This is a genomic window from Streptomyces sp. NBC_00846 (genome assembly GCF_045207325.1).
GTDB lineage: Bacteria > Actinomycetota > Actinomycetes > Streptomycetales > Streptomycetaceae > Streptomyces.
The window spans coordinates 5372376-5389282 of record NZ_CP108846.1 but is presented as its reverse complement, the minus strand read 5'-3'; the positions used below and the strand labels follow the sequence as shown (position 1 = coordinate 5389282).

Below are 16907 nucleotides of genomic sequence, written 5' to 3'. Positions count from 1 at the left end.
TCTCGGCAGTGCGGCACCGGGCCGTGGAGCATCACCCGAGGGCGAGCGTGTCAGGCGGAGTGTTGACGCCGCGCTGTCAGCGGAAGACGCCGGTGTGGCCGAGCGAGTAGCGGCCCGGTTGCGGGTACACGGCGAGTCCGTGCGGGCCGCTGCCCACCGGGATGCGGGCGAGCTGCTTGCCGGTGGTGGTGTCGATCGCGTACACCACGGAGTTGTAACGCCCGCTCAGCCAGAGGACCTTGCCGTCCGACGAGACTCCGCCCATGTCGGGGCTGCCGCCGCCCGGCAGGCGCCACTTCTGCACCAGCTCGCGCCGGCCGAAGTCGAAGACCGAGATGGAGCCCTCGCCCCGGTTGGAGACGTACATCTCCTTGGAGTCGCGGCTGACGTAGAGGCCGTGGGCGCCCTTGCCGGTGCGCAGCAGCTTCGGGGTGGTGAACTTCTTGGCGTCCAGCACCCACAGCCCGTTCGCGATCATGTCCGCGATGTAGAACGTGCTGCCGTCGGGTGACAGTTTCACGTCCTGCGGCATCGCGCCCTTGACGGGCAGCTTCTGCTGGCCGACGACCTTCATCTTCGCCGTGTCGACCTTGAGGAGTTCGCCGGAGAACTCGCAGGAGACGATGAAGTACCGGCCGTCCGAGGAGAAGTCGGCGTGGTTGACGCCCCCGCAGCTGACCGGGACGGTCTTGGCCGTCTTCATGGTGTGGGCGTCGCGGAAGACCAGTTCGCGGTCCATCGAGGCCATCACCACGGCGTACTTGCCGTCCGGGGTGAAGTAGAGGTTGTACGGGTCGGAGACGGGCACCGTGCGGCCCACCTTCCCGGTGGCGGGATCGATGGCCGTGAGGCTGTCGCCGATGTCGTTGTTGACCCAGAGGGTCTTCAGGTCCCAGGACGGGACGACGTGCTGCGGCTGGCGGCCGACCTTGATGGTCCGGATGACCTTGTACGTGGCCGGGTCGATCACCGACACGGTGTCGGAGTTGGTGTTGGGGACGTAGACGCGGGACGGGAAGTCCTTGACGGCCGGGGAGAGCTTCCCCGGCCGGTCGGCCGCGTAGACGTCCTTGGCGTCGAGCACCGGTGGCATGCCGGGCAGGCCCGGCGGTGTGACGCGTTCCGTTTCGACGGGCGGTGCGGCGGCTTCGCTGCCGACGGCCTTGACGGTCCCCTTCTCTGCGGGGGTGCCACAACCGGTGAGGACGGCGAGGAGGACGCCCCCGAGCAGGGCCGCGGTGTGCTTGGTGGAGGGAGGCATCAGGTCAGCAGCTCCGTGGTCGTCACCGCGCGCAGTTGGCGGCGGTCGATTTCGGTGAGGAGGAGAGGCAGGGCGGCGACCGTGTCCGCGTAGCCGAAATGCAGGCTCACCACCGATCCGTTGCGGATCTCCCCGGCCACCTTGCGGGTGACGGCCGCGGCGCCGGGAGAGGTGAAGTCGAGGGAGTCCACGTCGTACGAGAGGACGTGCGGGTAGCCCGCCCGGGCGGCGAGGCGCTGGACGAGCGGGGGGGCGTACCGGGTGCGCGAGGGCCGGAACCAGGTGCCGATGGAGCCGGTGAGCCGACGCAGCCGCTGGGCGCAGCCGGTGATCTCCGCGTATGCCTCGGCCTCGCCCATCGCGGAGATGTCGAGGTGGCGCTGGGTGTGGTTGCCGAGGTCGTGGCCGCCGTCGAGGATGCGGCGGGCCATCTCGGGGTGTTCGTCGAGCCAGCTGCCGACGGCGAGGACGGTGATTCGGGCGTGGGCCCGTTCGGCCTCGGCGAGTACGGTCCGGGCGATGGCGGGGTCGCCCTGGCCGTGGAAGGTGAGGGCGACGCGGGCGCGGTCGCGGGGGCCGTGGTCGATCCGGGCCGGCTGCCCGGGGAAGCGGCGCGGGGCGGGCGCGGGGTGCGGGGCCGGGTGCCCGGTGGTCGCGGTCGCGGGGGTGTTCTTCGGGCTCGCCGCGGCCGTGCCGGTCCCGGCCGACGCACCGGCGGCGTCGCCGCGGTCCGCGCATCCAGCGGTCAGGGCGCCGGTGAGGGCGGCCCCTGCTCCCGCGCGCAGGACGCTGCGGCGGTGCACCGGTGGGTCGGAGGCGTTCATACGCAGAACAATAGGGGTGAAGTGTTCTGAAGATCACAATTAAGACTTATGGATGGGGCAGTCGAATCACTCGACGAATCCCGTAAATATTCATGGATTTCCAGGCAAGTGACCCATCACACCTGCGATTCACCCGAAAAATGATCCATATTTTCCAAGAATGCCCTGTTTGCACCTTTGGCGGAGAGGTCGCCCGTCTGCCATAGTCGGTGACACGACCGCATGACCCGAGCTCGGTCGTCATAAGCGGCCGTGAACACCCCCCATTTCACGGCCCCCACACAGAAGCCCCCGAAGCGCCCCACGACGGCGGACCGGGGGCTTCTGTGCTCCCCGGGTGCGCTCCCCGGGTGCGCTCCCCGGGTGCGCTCCCCGGGCGCGCGAGCCGGGATCAGCGGTCGGAGATCCGCATCTCGAACCAGGTGGTCTTGCCGCGCGGCAGCAGATCCACGCCCCATCGGTCGGAGAGCCTGTCGACGAGGAAGAGCCCCCGCCCGCTGATGTCCATCTCCCGCACGGGCATCAGACACGGCAGTCCGCGCGAGGGGTCGCGCACCTCGATCCTGATCCAGCCGCGGCGGCGCAGCATCCGTAACCCGAAGACCCGGGCACCGGTGTGCCGGACGGCATTGCCGACGAGTTCCGAGACGAGGAGGACGGCGTATTCGGCGGTCTGCGGGGAGAGCGCCCACTGACGCAGCACCACGCAGGAAGTGAGCCGCCGAGCGGTGGCCGCGGACTCCGGACGAGAGGGCAGCCGGACTTCGCCGTCCGCCGGATTTCCGAACAACTCCAGTGCTTTGAACGCCTGTTCATCCTCGATACTCGGCATCCAGCGTGCCGCCGTCGCGCCGCTGTGCGGTCGCGGCTGTTCCACACCCTCCAGGCCCGCCATGCACACCATCATGGCCGCAAGGCAGACCCTCCGGGGCCGTTCCAAGGGAATCCCTACCCCGGAATGCAACATTCCGCAGAAGTCGGTAGGCATATGCCACTGGCAGAATGCGGCCTATCGCACCCCCGTTGACCTGCATGGATACCGCCTCCAAGCGGGTTTTCCGGCCCCTTCGGAGAGCTGGGCCTCAAGGTTCCCCCAAGGCCCAGCCAATCCGCTCGCACGGATGAACATGCGTCAGTCTGCGCCCAACTGACTTCCGTTCAGAGGAACTTGGCCTTGCCCGGACCCTCTTCCACGAAGCTGCGCATTCCACGCAACCGGTCCTCGGTGGCGAACAGACCAGCGAACCAGTTCCGCTCGATCGTGAGCCCGGTGTCGATGTCCGTCTCCAGACCGGCGTCGACGGATTCCTTGGCGGCGCGCAGCGCGAGGGCGGGCCCCTTCGCCAGCCCGGCGGCCCAGGCGTGCGCCTGCTCGTACACCTCGGCGGCAGGCACCACGCGGTCCACCAGTCCGATCGTCAGGGCCTCCTCGGCCTTCACGTGACGGCCGGTGAAGATCAGGTCCTTGGCCCGGGAGGGGCCGATCAGCCGGGCGAGGCGCTGGGTGCCGCCCGCGCCGGGGATCAGCCCGAGCAGGATCTCGGGCTGGCCCAGCCTGGCGTTGTCGGCGGCGATCCGGTAGTCGGCGCAGAGCGCCAACTCGCAGCCGCCGCCCAGCGCGTAGCCGGTCACTGCGGCGACGACGGGCTTGGGAATCCGGGCCACCGCGGTGAAGGAGTCCTGCAGCGCCTTGGACCGTACGACCATCGCCGCATGGTCCATCACCTGCATCTCCTTGATGTCCGCGCCCGCCGCGAACACCTTCTCGCCGCCGTAGAGGACCACGGCGCGCACGTCCTCGCGCCCGGTCGCCTCCTCGGCGAGTTCACGCAGCCGGTCCTGAGTGGCGACATCCAGGGCGTTCATGGGCGGACGGTCCAGCAGGATCGTGCCGACACCGTCGGTCACTTCGAGATTTGCGGTCATGAGAGGCAGGTTAGACCGACCGGCGCCAACGACAGGGGCCCGGTGCTGTTGGTCACAGCGCCGGGCCCTCCCGTTCAGGTACGCCGGAAGCTATTTGGTCCACTCCGACCAGGACATGTTCCAGCCGTTGAGGCCGTTGTCCGGCTGGATCGTCCTGTCCTTCGAGTTCTTCACGACGACGACATCACCGATGAGCGAGCTGTCGAAGAACCAGGCAGCCGGGGTCTCCTTGCTCCAGGCGCCGCGCACGTCCTGCAGGCCGACGCAGCCGTGGCTGGTGTTGGCCGCGCCGAAGATGCCGGAGCCGCCCCAGTAGTTGCCGTGGATGAAGGTGCCCGAGGTGGACAGGCGCATCGCGTGCGGGACGTCCTTGATGTCGTACTCGCCGCCGAAGCCCACGGTGTCACCGTTCATCCGGGTCACCTTGAGCTTCTCGCTGATGACCATCCGACCGTTGTACGTGGTGGTCGCCGGGGCACCGGCCGAGATCGGGATGTCCTTGATCTGCTTGTCGTCACGGACGACCGTCATCCGGTGCGTGCTCGCGTCGACGGTGCTGACCTGCTTGCGGCCGATGGTGAAGGCGATCGTCTTGGCCTGCTTGCCGTAGACGCCGGGACGCCCCTCGACGCCGTCGAGGTCGAGCTTCACGGTCACCTTGGTGCCCGCGGCCCAGTAGTCCTCGGGGCGGAAGTCGAGGCGGTCGTTGCCGAACCAGTGGCCCTCGATCGGTACGGAGGGCTCGGCGGTCACCTTGATGGCCTTCTCGACCGCGGCCGGGTCGGTGATGCCGCGGGTGAAGTGGATCGAGACGGGCATGCCGACGCCGACCGTGGAACCGTCCTCCGGGGTGTACTGCCCGATGAAGGTGTTCTGCGGGACCAGCGTCGTGAAGCTGGTGTCCTTGGCCGACTCGCGGCCCTTTGCGTCCTTGGCGACCGCGTGGACGGTGTACTTGGTCGCCGCGGCCAGATGCCGGTCCGGTGTCCAGCTCGTGCCGTCCGCCGCGATGCTGCCCTCGACCTCGGCGCCCTTGGGCCCGGCGACCTTGACCGTCGTCAGCTTCCCCTGCGCGGCGGAGATCTTCAGCGCCCCGCTGGTGGCGACGGAGTCCGCCCCGTCCTTCGGGGCGACGGTCACCACGGCCTGCGAGGCGGTGGTGTCATCGACCTTCGTCCCGCCCTTGCCGTCCTCGCCCGCGCTGACGGCGTCGCCTCCCCCGCCGCACGCCGTCACCAGCAACAGCAGCGCACCCAGTGCCAGAGCTCGCACTCCGGTGGCTCCACGTCCGCGCCGCCCGCTGTCCGCCCCGGCCGATGTCCCCGATATCGGCTGCCCGTTCAATGTGGTCGTCTCCCCTCACACGGCCCGGCCGAGCCAAGGCCCTGGGGGCCCTCGGGCCCCGCCCCCGCACGCTGTACATGCGCGCTCAGCGAAAGATAATCACACTCACTGTGCGGAATTGACCCCACAGAATGTCACCGTTCAGTCCCAACTCGTTCCGGCGCTTCTCCAGGTGACACGGGGTACGGAGGTGGCGGGAGATCAGCGGAGGGCGGAGCCGGCCTTCCACTCGTTCCAGTTCAGATTCCAGCCTCCGAGGCCGTTGTCGGGCGCGACCTGCTTGTCCTTGGAGTTGACGACCTCGACGACATCGCCGACGAGTGTCCGGTCGAAGAACCAGCCGGCCGGGGTGTAGCTGCTGCCGCCCCGCACATCGCGCAGCCCGACGCAGCCGTGGCTGACGTTGTCCGAGCCGAAGACGCCCTCGTCCGACCAGTAGTTGCCGTGCAGGAACGTGCCGGAGTTGGTGAGCCGGAGCGCGTGCGGGACGTCCTTGATGTCGTACTCGCCGCCGAAACCGACGGTGCGGCCGTCCATCCGGGTCACGACGTACATCTCGCTGACCACCATCTTCCCGTTGTACGTGTCCATCCCCGGGTAGCCCGCCGTGATCGGGACCGTGGAGACGAGCCGGCCGTCGCGGCGCACCTTCATGATGTGGGCCGCCGCGTCGACCAGGGACGTCTGCGAGCGGCCCACCGTGAAGGCCACCGTCTTGTCCTGGGTGCCGTACACGTGCGGCGCGCCCTCCACGTCCCGCAGCCCCACCTCGACGGTGACCTCGGTGCCCGGCTTCCAGTAGGCGGCGGGCCGGAAGTCGAGCCGGCTGTCCCCGAACCAGTGCCCCACCACCTCGACCGCCGGCACGGAGCTCACCCGGATCGCCCGCTGCACGGCCGCGTGGTTCTCGACCGGGCGGTTGAAGTCGAAGGAGACGATCATTCCGATGCCGGCCGTGGACCGGTTCTCCGGCTTGAAGTAGCCGATGAATCGGTGTTCGGGGACCGCCGTGGTGAAGGTGGTGTGGCGGGCCGAGCGGTGCCCGGCGCCGTCCACGGCCACCGCGTCGATGCTGTACTCGGCGGCGAGCCTGAGCCGGCCCGCCTTCCCCCACGGTGTCCAGGAGGTACCGTCGTGCGCGATCCGGCCCGGCACCTCCTGGCGCTGCGCGTCCTCGATCCGCGCCACCTTGACGCTCTCCAGCCGCCCGTCGGGGACCTTCACCTCCAGCCGGTCGTCCGGGCCCACGTTCTTCGCCCCGTCGCCCGGGCTGATCAGGATCGCGTCCTGCGGGGGGCTCGCCTTCCCGCTGCTGACGGATCCGTCGTCGGTGCAGCCGCTCAGCAGGGCCAGGAGGGTGAGCAGTCCCGCCCATGTCCGTGCGGTGGCCGAGCTCGCCACCGCCCTCTTCGCTACGTGGTTCACGTCCCCCCAACGACGGGGGCCGGTCGGGGGAAACGTGAGTCCTGGCGCCGGTGTGGGCAGAACAGAGGGGAGGACCACACTCGGGGAGCCGCGGCCGGGACGCCGTGCGCTCCTTTTCGGTGCCGGTCCCCACGAGCCGCGGGAGGCGAGCAGGTGTCGAGCGCAGCCGAGCAGGAGGCAGTGCAGGAGACCGGGGAGACGGAGGAGCGGGCGGAACGGGAGAGCGCACCGGTGGTCGTGCCGGGGCAGCCGGCCGCCGTGTGGCCCGGTGCCCCGATGCCGCTCGGGGCCCGCTTCCGGGTGGGCCCCGACGGGGTGGCGGGCACCAATTTCGCGCTCTGGGCGGGCGGTGCGGAGGCCGTCGAGCTCTGCCTCTTCGGCGAGGAGGGAAGCGAGCGGCGCCTTCCGCTGACCGAACTGACCCATGAGGTCTGGCACGGCTTCGTGCCGGGCGTACGGCCGGGTCAGCGGTACGGCTACCGGGTGCACGGCCGCTGGGACCCCTGGACCGGTGCGCGCTGGAACGCGGCGAAGCTGCTCCTCGACCCGTACGCGCGCGCCGTGGACGGCTCGTTCACCCTCCCGGCCGAGGTGTACGGCCATGTGAGGGACTGGCCGCACCAGCAGGTCGCCGACACCGTGCGCGACGAGCGGGACTCCGCTCCGTACGTCCCGAAGGGCGTCGTCGTCCACGATGACGACGACTGGGCGCAGGACCGCCGCCCCAAGACCCCATGGGCGGACTCCGTCATCTACGAGCTGCACGTGCGCGGCTTCACCAAGCTGCACCCCGGGATCCCGAAGGAGCTGCGGGGCACATACGCCGGTCTCGCCCATCCGGCCGCCGTCGATCATCTGCGGCGGCTGGGAGTGACGGCGGTGGAACTGCTGCCGGTGCATCAGTTCGCCCACGAGGACCATCTGCTCCGGCGCGGTCTGCACAACTACTGGGGCTACAACTCCATCGGCTACTTCGCCCCGCACGCCGACTACTCCGCGAGCGGGACCGCGGGCCAGCAGGTCGGTGAGTTCAAGCGGATGGTACGGGCCCTGCACGACGCCGGGATCGAGGTGATCCTCGACGTGGTCTACAACCACACGGCGGAGGCGAGCGAGCTGGGTCCGATGCTGTCGCTGCGCGGCATCGACAACCGCGGCTACTACCGCCTCCAGGCGGACGCCCGCAGATACGCGGACTACACCGGCTGCGGCAACACCCTGCACGTGGTCCAGCCGCACGTCCTGCGGCTGATCACGGATTCGTTGCGGTACTGGGTCACAGAGATGGGCGTCGACGGCTTCCGCTTCGATCTGGCGGCCGCGCTGGCCCGCTCGATGCACGACGTCGACATGCTCTCCCCGTTCCTCGCGGTGATCGCGCAGGACCCGGTGCTGCGCCGGGTGAAGCTGATCGCCGAGCCGTGGGACGTCGGCAACGGCGGGTACCAGGTGGGCGCCTTCCCTCCGCTGTGGACCGAGTGGAACGACCGCTACCGGGACGCCGTACGGGACTTCTGGCGCGGCGCACTGCCCGACGTACGGGATCTCGGCTACCGGCTGACCGGGTCCAGCGATCTGTACGCGTGGGGCGGCCGGCGCCCGTACGCCTCGGTCAACTTCGTCACCGCGCACGACGGCTTCACGCTGCGGGATCTGGTCAGTTACGAGCAGAAGCACAACGAGGCCAACGGCGAGGACAACCGGGACGGCACCTCGGACAACCGGGCCTGGAACTGCGGCGCCGAGGGCGAGAGCGACGACCCCGCCGTCAACGCGCTGCGCCGCCGTCAGCTGCGCAATCTGCTCACCACCCTCCTGCTGTCGACGGGTGTGCCGATGCTGGTCGCGGGGGACGAGATGGGCCGTACGCAGGGCGGCAACAACAACGCGTACTGCCAGGACAACGAGGTCGGCTGGCTGGACTGGTCCCTGCTCGACCGGCCGGAGTGGCGGGCGCTGACCGAGCTGACCTCCCGCATCCTCACCCTGCGCCACACCCACCCCGTGCTGCGCCGCCGTGCCTTCTTCTCCGGGCGTGCGCAGGCGGCGGACGGGCTGCGGGATCTGGCGTGGTTCACCGGGCAGGGCTCGGAGATGACGGAGGCGGACTGGTACGCACCGGCCGCGATGGTCGGGCTCTATCTCTCCGGGCGCGACATCCCCGGCCGGGACGCGCGCGGCGAACCCGTCACGGACGACAGCTTCCTGGCGATCCTGCACGCGGACCACCGGCCGAGCGGCTTCCGGCTGCCCGGACCGCCATGGGCGCAGAGTTACGAACTGGTCCTGGACACCTCACGGGAGGACCAGGCCGAGGCGCCGGGCAGCGTCCACCCGGGCGGCACGGTGCTGACCGTGCCGCCCAGGTCGGTGCTGCTGCTACGGGTCAGGGAATGACGGTCGGGGAACGAGGGCCGGGGAATGACCGGTTGGGGAAGGACGGTCGGGGAACGAGGGCCGGGGAAGGGTCAGCCGAGGATGCCGCGGTCGTAGCCGATCGCCACGGCGGCGGCCCGGTCCTTGGCGCCGAGCTTGGCGAAGACATGGGTGAGGTGGGTCTTCACGGTGGCCTCGCTGATGAACAGTTCGGCGGCTATCTCCCGGTTCGAGGTGCCCTTCGCGACGAGTTCGAGCACTTCGCGCTCCCGGGCCGACAGTGCCTCGCGGTCCGGCGCCACCGGGGTGCGCACCCGGGAGACGAGGCGGGAGGCGACGGCGGGTGAGAGCACGGTGCGGCCGTCGGCGGCGGCACGGACGGCGGTGAACAGCTCCTCACGGGGTGCGTCCTTGAGGAGATAGCCGGTCGCGCCGGCCTCGATCGCGGGGAGGGTGTCGGAGTCGGTGTCGTACGTGGTGAGGACCAGCACCTTGGCGCGCGCGCCGCGCCCGGTCAGTTCGGCGATGGCGGCGACTCCGCCGCCGCCCGCCATCCGCAGATCCATCAGGACGACGTCGGGGTCCAGCCGGGCCACGAGGTCGACGCCCACCACCCCGTCCGGCGCCTCCCCAAGGACCCGGAACCCCGGGTCGGTTTCGAACATGCCGCGCAGACCGTCCCGTACGACGGGGTGGTCGTCGACGACGACGAGCGTGATGACGCGTGCGGAATCCTCAGCCATGGCAGGGCAACCGTACTGGTCATCAGCCGTGCCGGACCAGGGGCACCCGGGCGCAGACCGTCGTACCGCGCCCCGGTTCCGTCTCCACCTCGACGGTGCCCGCGATGCGTTCGGCGCGGGCCCGCATGCCGCCGAGCCCGAATCCGCCCGCGCCGCGGCGGCGTGGCCCCAGGGCGGCGGGGTCGAAGCCGCGGCCGTCGTCCCGTACGTCCAGGGCGAGTTCGTCACCCATGAAGGACAGGGTGATGCCGACGCGTGCGGCCCCGGCGTGGCGGCCGGCGTTGGCGAGGGCCTCCTCGGCGATGCGGAGCAGGGTGGCGGCTATCTCGTCGTGGATCGGCTCGACGGTACCGGTGACGGTGAACTCGGCCCGCACCCCATGGCGTTCGCCCCATCCGGTGACGGTCTTCTTCAGCGCGCCCACGAGGTCGTCGTGCTCCAGTGCGACGGGGACCAGATCGTGGACCGAGCGGCGCGCCTCGTTCAGGCTGTGCCGGGCGAGGGCGGCGGCGCGGTCGAGGTGCTGCCGGGCCACGGCCGGATCGGTGTCGGCGATCGAGGTGACCACCTGAAGCTGGGCGATGATGCCGGTCAGGCCCTGCGCGAGCGTGTCGTGGATCTCGGCGGCGAGCCGGCGCCGCTCGTCGGCGACGCCCGCCTCGCGGGCCTGGAGCAGGAGTTGGGCATGGAGTCCGGCGTTCTCGGCGAGGGCCTGTTCGAGGCGGGCGTTGGCGGACTCCAGCTCGGCGATGGTGTCGACCTGGGCGCGGGTCTGCTCGGCCTCCCGGTCGCCGATCTGGGCGAAGACCAGGGTGATGGTCGCGTGGAGGGCGAAGACGATGCCGAAGGCGACCCAGTTCATGAGGCCGGCCGGCGGGAGGCCGCTGCCGGACTGCGAGCCCGCCATGATGACCGCGGTGGTCAGCAGCCCGGCGCGCACGGCCCGTTGCGGGAGCAGCCGGCCGGCGTCGAAGTAGCCGAGAACCGCGAAGATGGAGAAGAACGGGCTGCACCAGGCCAGTCCCAAGGCGAGTGACGTGCGGGCGACGAAGTAGAACTGTGGCGCCCGCGAAGGCGGGGGAAGCGCCGGCCCGTACCGTCCCCACCAGAGCTGGAGGACGAGCACCACCGGGACCAGCGCCGCGGCGGCGTACACGTCCGAGCGGTCCATGATGAGATCGGCGGACACGGCAGAGGCCGCGGTGGCCAGGCCGAGCAGACCGTACGGCCCGTACTGGAAGAACCGTTCCCACCACTGCGCGGCCGTCGTCGCTCCGGCTGTGCCCATCTCTGCCGTGTCCCCCTCGTTCATGGGGGGATTCTCCCCCGGAACCGTCACTCCCAACGGAACAGCCGGGTCGCCAGCCCGGTCACCACGGCCGCCCACAACGCCATGACGCCCAGCTGTACCCAGCCGGGCCAGCCGCCGGACGCCGCCCGGTCCAGTGCCTGGGAGGCCGCGCCGAACGGGGTGGCCTCGACGATGCGCCGGAGGGTGTCGGGCATGGTCTGCACCGGGATCCAGACCCCGGCGGTGAACATCATCACGAGGTTGGCGACCGAGCCGATGGCGGAGGATGCCTTGGTGGTGCGGGAGAGCGCACACAGCAGCGCGCCGAGGCCGAGGACGCTCGCGGTCGCCAGGAGTAGCGCCAGGACGTAGCCGAAGGGCTGTCCGGGCAGCCTCACGCCGAAGGCGGTGCGGCCGACGGTCATCACCAGCGCGGCGGAGCCGAGGGCCGCGATGCCGTGCAGGGCGATCTGCGCGGTGAGCAGGGCGGACGGCGGCACCGGAGTGGTCGACATCCGGCGCAGGATCCCGCGCTCGCGGTAGCCGGTGAGGATGGGCGGCATGGCCCCGATCCCGGCCATGATCATGGCGAGCAGCACCGACACCGGTACGTACAGATCGACGACGCGGCGTCCACCGAGCGCGTCATCGGGGTCCCGGAAGGACGGGATCAGGCCGAGGATCGTCAGCAGCGCGGTCGGGAAGACGAGGACCCAGAACAGGCCGCCGGGTTCGCGGAGGAAGAGCCGCGTCTCGGTCCTGAGCACCGCTGCCCATGGGGTGGGGGTGGCCGTCGTCCTGGCCGGGGTCGCTGTGGTCATCTCAGGCCGCCTTTTCTGCTTCTGTGAGGTCGAGGAAGGCGTCGTCCAGCGTTGCTTCGGAGACGCGGAGTTGGTGTGCGGTGATGCGGTGGCGGGCCAGCAGTGAGATCACCGCGTTGACCGTCTCGTCGCTGCCGTGGATGACGATCCGGCCGTTCTTCTGTTCGACGGAGACCGCACCGGGCAGCGAATCCAGTTCGGTCGGGTCGAGCGGCTGTGCGGGGGTGAAGGAGATGACTGTGGCGCTGCCGGCCCTGCTGACCAGGCCGGACGGGGTGTCGAGAGCGACGACCTTTCCCTTGTCGATCACGGCGACACGGTCGCAGAGCCGGTTGGCCTCCTCCATGAAGTGGGTGACCAGAAGCACCGTCACACCGCTGTCGCGTACGTCCTCGATGAGCTTCCAGGTGTCCCGGCGGGCCCGCGGGTCCAGACCGGTGGTCAGCTCGTCGAGGACCACGACCCGCGGGTTGCCGATCAGGGCGAGCGCGATGGACAGCCGTTGTTTCTGACCGCCGGACAGCTTGGCGAACCGGGTGCCGTACATGGTGTGCAGACCCAGCCGTTCGGCCAGCGCGCGCCAGTCGGCGGGGTCCGGATAGAAGGCGCTGTACAGCTCCAGCGCCTCGGCCACGGTGAGCTTGGGCTGGAGTTCGCTCTCCTGGAGCTGTGCGCCGAGCAGCTTGGTCACCCGGTCGTGGTCGGCGACGGGGTCGAGGCCGGCCACCCGGATCGTACCGGCGTCGGGGACCCGGAGCCCCTCGATGCACTCGACGGTGGTGGTCTTGCCGGCTCCGTTGGGGCCGAGGATCCCGAAGATCTCCCCCTCGTCGACGGCGAAGCTCACTCCGTCCACCGCGGGGCGCCCGGCGTAGGCCTTGTGCACCGCGTTCACTTCGATGATTGCCATGCCTACGAGCATCGTGTGCGGGGAACCGGCGCACCATCGTCCATCGCGCTCGAAGCGGCATCGGCCGATCGATTGATACGGAGTACGACCAGCGGTCTCCGGAACCACCGGACGACGGCTCCGGCACGGTCGAACGGCGGCTCCGGGACCGCCGGACGGCCGAAAAACCACATGAGCGATGTCAGCGGTAAACCGTAGGCTCCACTGTGATGCCCGAAGAACATGTAGATCCCAAGGAACGGTCCGCCGCACGCTCCCTGCTGAGGTTGTGGCCCTATGTGAAGCCGGTACGCACCCGCCTGTCCGCCGCCGCGCTGGTTGCGATAGTCGCCTCGTGCCTGGGTCTGGTGATCCCTCTCGTACTGAAGTGGATCGTCGACGGCCCGGTGGCGGACCGCGATCCGGGAGGCGTCTGGCTGGGCGCGCTGTACCTGCTCCTGCTGGGCATCGCCGAGGCCGTGCTCTTCGGGATACGGCGGTGGCTGGTGGCCAGGCCGCTGGCGGGGGTCGAAGCGGCGATGCGGGCCGACCTGTACCGGCACCTGCAGCGGCTGCCGGTGGCGTTCCACGACCGCTGGCCGTCGGGGCAGTTGCTGTCGCGCGGGACCACGGACCTGATGCTGCTCCGCATGTTCCTGGCCTTTCCGCTGACGTTCCTGCTGGTCAACGGCACGACGATCCTGGTCGGTTTCATCATTCTGCTGATGCAGGAGTGGACGCTGGGGCTGGTGCTGCTCGCTCCGGTGGTGCCGTTGGTGATCCTCTGCTCGGTCTTCGAGACGAAGTACTCGGTCGTGGCGCGCCAGGCGCAGGACCAGGTCGGTGATCTGACGACGGTCGTCGAGGAGAGCGTGCTCGGCATCCGCATCATCAAGGGCTTCGGCCGGCACCGCAGCCAGGCCCTCGCGTTCCGTGCCCTCTCGCAGCAGCTGCGCGGTACGGAGCTGGGCAAGGCGCGTCTCCTCGCGGGCATCTGGGCGGTCATCACCACGATCCCCGAGCTGGCCATCGGGGCGGCGCTGGTCCTCGGCACGGTCCAGGTCGCCGACGGCGGGCTGTCGGCGGGCACGCTGGTGGCCTTCCTGTCGACGGCGCTCGCGCTGCGGTGGCCGATCGAGTCGATCGGCTTCCTGCTCGCGATGAGTCAGGAGTCGGCGACGGCGACCGACCGGTTCTTCGAGGTGATGGACGTGGCCGAGGAGGAGGACGCGGCCGCCGCCGACGGCCCCGCGCCGCAGGGCACGGACGACGGTCGGGGCGAAATGGTCTTCGAGGGCGTGGAGTTCCGCTATCCCGACGCGGAGCCCGGTTCCGTACCCGTACTGTCCCGGATCGATCTGCGCATCCGCCCCGGCGAGACGATGGCCCTGGTCGGGACCACCGGTTCCGGGAAGACGACGCTCACCGCGCTCGTACCTCGGCTGCACGAGGCCACCGGCGGGCGGATCACGCTGGACGGCAGGGACATCACCGCCATGCCCCGCCAGGAGCTGCGCAAGCTGGTGTCCGTGGCCTTCGAGGAGCCGACGCTCTTCTCGGCGACCGTCGGGGAGAACGTGCTGATGGGCGCCGAGGGCGCCGGGGAGGACGAGTTGCGGCGGGCGCTCGCCGTCGCGCAGGCCGACTTCGTGTACGACCTGCCCGACGGCATCGGCACCCAGGTCGGCGAGCAGGGACTCAGCCTCTCCGGCGGGCAGCGGCAGCGGATCGCACTGGCCCGCGCCGTGGTCGGCCGGCCGCGCTTCCTGGTGCTCGACGATCCGCTCTCCGCCCTGGACGTGCACACGGAGACGCTGGTGGAGGCCGCGCTGCGGCAGGTGCTGGAGGAGACGACGGCGATCGTGGTCGCGCACCGGCCGTCCACCGTGATGCTCGCGGACCGGGTGGCACTGCTCTCCGAGGGCCGGATCACCGCCGTCGGCACCCATCAGGAACTGCTGCGCGGCAACGCGGAGTACGCGTGGCTGATGTCGGGGGCCACCGGCGCGCAGGAGGGTGCCCCCGCCGTGGACACCGTCCCCGACCTGTCCGGCGAGGACCGTCTCGTACCGGACGTCCCCGCTGAGAAGGGCCGTACCCGATGACCAGCACGACGACCGGTACGACGACGACCGGTACGACGACGACCGGGCCCGCCGACCGGCGGCCGGACGCGCGGAAGGAGCCTGCGGGCCCGTCCCTCTCCGACGGTGCCGGGGACCGGTTCGACCGGGACGATCTGCCCACGCCCCGCGGTGCGACCCGCTCGCTGCTGATGTCGCTGCTCCGGCCGCACCGGGGCCGGGTGCTGGTGTCGGCGCTGTTGCTGCTGATCCAGCAGGTGGCGGTACAGGCGGGTCCGTTGCTCGTCGCGTACGCCATCGACAGCGGTGTGCCCGCGTTCCGGGACGCGGACTACGGGCCGTTGATCGCGGTGGCCGTGGGGTACGCGCTGTGTTCGGCGGTCGCGGGGCTCATGCAGTACGCGTTCATCATGGTCTCCGCCCGGATCAACCAGGACGTGCTGCTCGATCTGCGCGGCCGGATCTTCCGTCACGCGCAGGCGCTGAGTGTGGACTTCCATGAGCGCTACACCTCGGGACGGCTGATCTCCCGTTCGACCACGGATGTGGAATCGCTGCGGGAACTGCTCAGCGAGGGGCTGCAGGAGCTGATCGGCATCGTCCTGTCCTTCGTCTCCATCTCCCTGGTGCTTCTCTGGCTGGACTTCGGTCTCGGCGCGGTGGCGGTGCTCTCCTTCGTCCCGCTGTATCTGCTGGTGCGGCGCTACCAACGACGGGCGGGCGTGCTCTACGCGGCGCGGTCGTCGGCGATCGCCGCGGTCATCGTGAAGTTCGCCGAGTCGATGAACGGCATCCGCCCCGTCCAGGCGTTCCGCCGCGAGCGCCGCAACGACGCGCACTTCGAGGGCCTCAACTCCGCGCACCGGCAGGCGAACGTCGGCGCGTTGCTGGAGATGGCGCGCTATGTCGTCGGCTCCCGGCTGGTCGCCAACACGGCGGTCGCGGGGATCGTGCTGTGGGGTGCGTACCGGGTGGCGTCGGGCACGCTGGCGCTCGGTGTGCTGGCCGCGGCCGTGCTCTATCTGCGCCGGCTGTACGACCCGATCGACCGGCTGGGCATGTTCCTCAACTCCTACCAGTCGGCCGCCGCTTCGCTGGAGAAGATCGCGGGTCTGCTGGCCCAGACCCCGTCCGTCCCCGAGACGGCGAATCCGGTCGACCTGCCCGCGCTCACGGGTGAGTACCCGGGCCGTGAGGTCGTCTTCGACTCGGTGCGGTTCGCCTACCGTACGGGGGGCGAGGTCCTGCCCCGCTTCGGTCTGACGGTCCCGGCCGGTCAGACCGTCGCCGTGGTCGGTTCGACGGGCGCGGGCAAGTCGACGCTCGCCAAGCTGCTGGCCCGCTTCTACGACCCGACCGAGGGCCGGGTGCTGCTCGACGGGACCGATCTGCGGGATCTGGCCGTGCCCGAGCTGCGGCGGGGTGTGGTGATGGTGACCCAGGAGGCGTTCCTGTTCTCCGGGACGGTCGCCGAGAACATCGCGATCGGCAGCCCGGACGCGACCCGTGAGGAGATCGAGCAGGCCGCCAAGGCGATCGGCGCACACGATTTCATCGCCGGGCTGCCCGAGGGCTACGACACGGACGTACGCAAGCGGGGCGGCCGGATCTCGGCCGGTCAGCGCCAGTTGGTCGCGTTCGCCCGGGCCCTGCTCGCGAACCCGTCCGTGCTGATCCTCGACGAGGCGACGAGCTCCCTGGACATCCCGGGCGAACGGGCGGTGCAGCGGGCCATGGACACGGTGCTCCACGGCCGCACCGCGGTGGTGATCGCCCACCGCCTGTCGACCGTGGAGATCGCGGACCGGGTCCTGGTGATGGAGCACGGCCGCATCGTGGAGGACGGCGCCCCGTCCGAACTCATCGGCGGCACCGGCCGCTTCGCCGGTCTCCACCGCGCGTGGCGGGAGAGCCTGGCGTGAC

At 70.3% G+C, this 16907-nt stretch carries 13 protein-coding genes; 3 read left to right on the top strand and 10 right to left on the bottom strand.

The window, feature by feature from the left end:
* Positions 1–76 precede the first annotated feature (76 nt).
* The 6 genes from OG936_RS24890 to OG936_RS24865 form a co-directional block, all read right to left on the bottom strand.
* Positions 77–1261, bottom strand: a complete 1185-nt coding sequence (locus OG936_RS24890; protein ID WP_406497566.1) for a hypothetical protein — start codon at positions 1259–1261, stop codon at positions 77–79.
* Positions 1261–2085, bottom strand: a complete 825-nt coding sequence (locus OG936_RS24885) for a polysaccharide deacetylase family protein (protein ID WP_406497564.1) — start codon at positions 2083–2085, stop codon at positions 1261–1263. Before OG936_RS24885 ends, OG936_RS24890 begins: the two co-directional genes overlap by 1 nt.
* 391 nt (positions 2086–2476) lie before the next feature.
* Positions 2477–2992, bottom strand: a complete 516-nt coding sequence (locus OG936_RS24880) for an ATP-binding protein (protein WP_383751128.1) — start codon at positions 2990–2992, stop codon at positions 2477–2479.
* Positions 2993–3243: 251 nt separating this feature from the next.
* Positions 3244–4011 (bottom strand): enoyl-CoA hydratase/isomerase family protein, encoded by a 768-nt coding sequence (locus OG936_RS24875; RefSeq protein ID WP_406497562.1) that lies wholly within the window; start codon positions 4009–4011, stop codon positions 3244–3246.
* Between the two features lie 90 nt (positions 4012–4101).
* Entirely contained in the window at positions 4102–5355 is a 1254-nt protein-coding gene (locus OG936_RS24870; protein ID WP_406497560.1) for an Ig-like domain-containing protein, read from the bottom strand.
* A gap of 201 nt (positions 5356–5556) precedes the next feature.
* Positions 5557–6780, bottom strand: coding sequence for an Ig-like domain-containing protein (locus OG936_RS24865; RefSeq protein WP_406497558.1), 1224 nt, complete (start codon positions 6778–6780; stop codon positions 5557–5559).
* Between the two features lie 153 nt (positions 6781–6933).
* Here OG936_RS24865 and glgX point away from each other — a divergent pair, with 153 nt between their 5' ends.
* The gene (gene glgX / locus OG936_RS24860) at positions 6934–9177 is read left to right on the top strand and encodes a glycogen debranching protein GlgX (protein WP_406497556.1); all 2244 of its coding nucleotides are present in this window, start codon (positions 6934–6936) and stop codon (positions 9175–9177) included.
* A gap of 71 nt (positions 9178–9248) precedes the next feature.
* Here the strand turns inward: glgX and OG936_RS24855 are convergent, their stop codons facing one another.
* The 4 genes from OG936_RS24855 to OG936_RS24840 are packed head-to-tail and all read right to left on the bottom strand — an operon-like array spanning position 9249 to position 12921.
* Complete coding sequence (locus OG936_RS24855; protein WP_406497554.1) at positions 9249–9899, bottom strand: response regulator; 651 nt, start codon at positions 9897–9899, stop codon at positions 9249–9251.
* Positions 9900–9921: 22 nt separating this feature from the next.
* Complete coding sequence (locus OG936_RS24850) at positions 9922–11211, bottom strand: sensor histidine kinase (RefSeq protein ID WP_406497553.1); 1290 nt, start codon at positions 11209–11211, stop codon at positions 9922–9924.
* Positions 11212–11234: 23 nt separating this feature from the next.
* Positions 11235–12011 carry an ABC transporter permease gene (locus tag OG936_RS24845; RefSeq protein WP_406497551.1) on the bottom strand — a complete coding sequence of 259 codons (777 nt, stop codon included), beginning with the start codon at positions 12009–12011 and terminating at the stop codon, positions 11235–11237.
* Position 12012: 1 nt separating this feature from the next.
* On the bottom strand, positions 12013–12921 hold the full coding sequence (locus tag OG936_RS24840; protein ID WP_406497549.1) for an ATP-binding cassette domain-containing protein: 909 nt from the start codon (positions 12919–12921) through the stop codon (positions 12013–12015).
* Positions 12922–13130: 209 nt separating this feature from the next.
* On the opposite strand from OG936_RS24840, the gene OG936_RS24835 reads away from it, so the two are divergent.
* Both OG936_RS24835 and OG936_RS24830 read left to right on the top strand, forming a co-directional pair.
* Positions 13131–15005 carry an ABC transporter ATP-binding protein gene (locus OG936_RS24835; RefSeq protein WP_406497548.1) on the top strand — a complete coding sequence of 625 codons (1875 nt, stop codon included), beginning with the start codon at positions 13131–13133 and terminating at the stop codon, positions 15003–15005.
* Positions 15002–16906 (top strand): ABC transporter ATP-binding protein, encoded by a 1905-nt coding sequence (locus tag OG936_RS24830; protein WP_406497546.1) that lies wholly within the window; start codon positions 15002–15004, stop codon positions 16904–16906. Before OG936_RS24835 ends, OG936_RS24830 begins: the two co-directional genes overlap by 4 nt.
* Position 16907 lies beyond the last annotated feature (1 nt).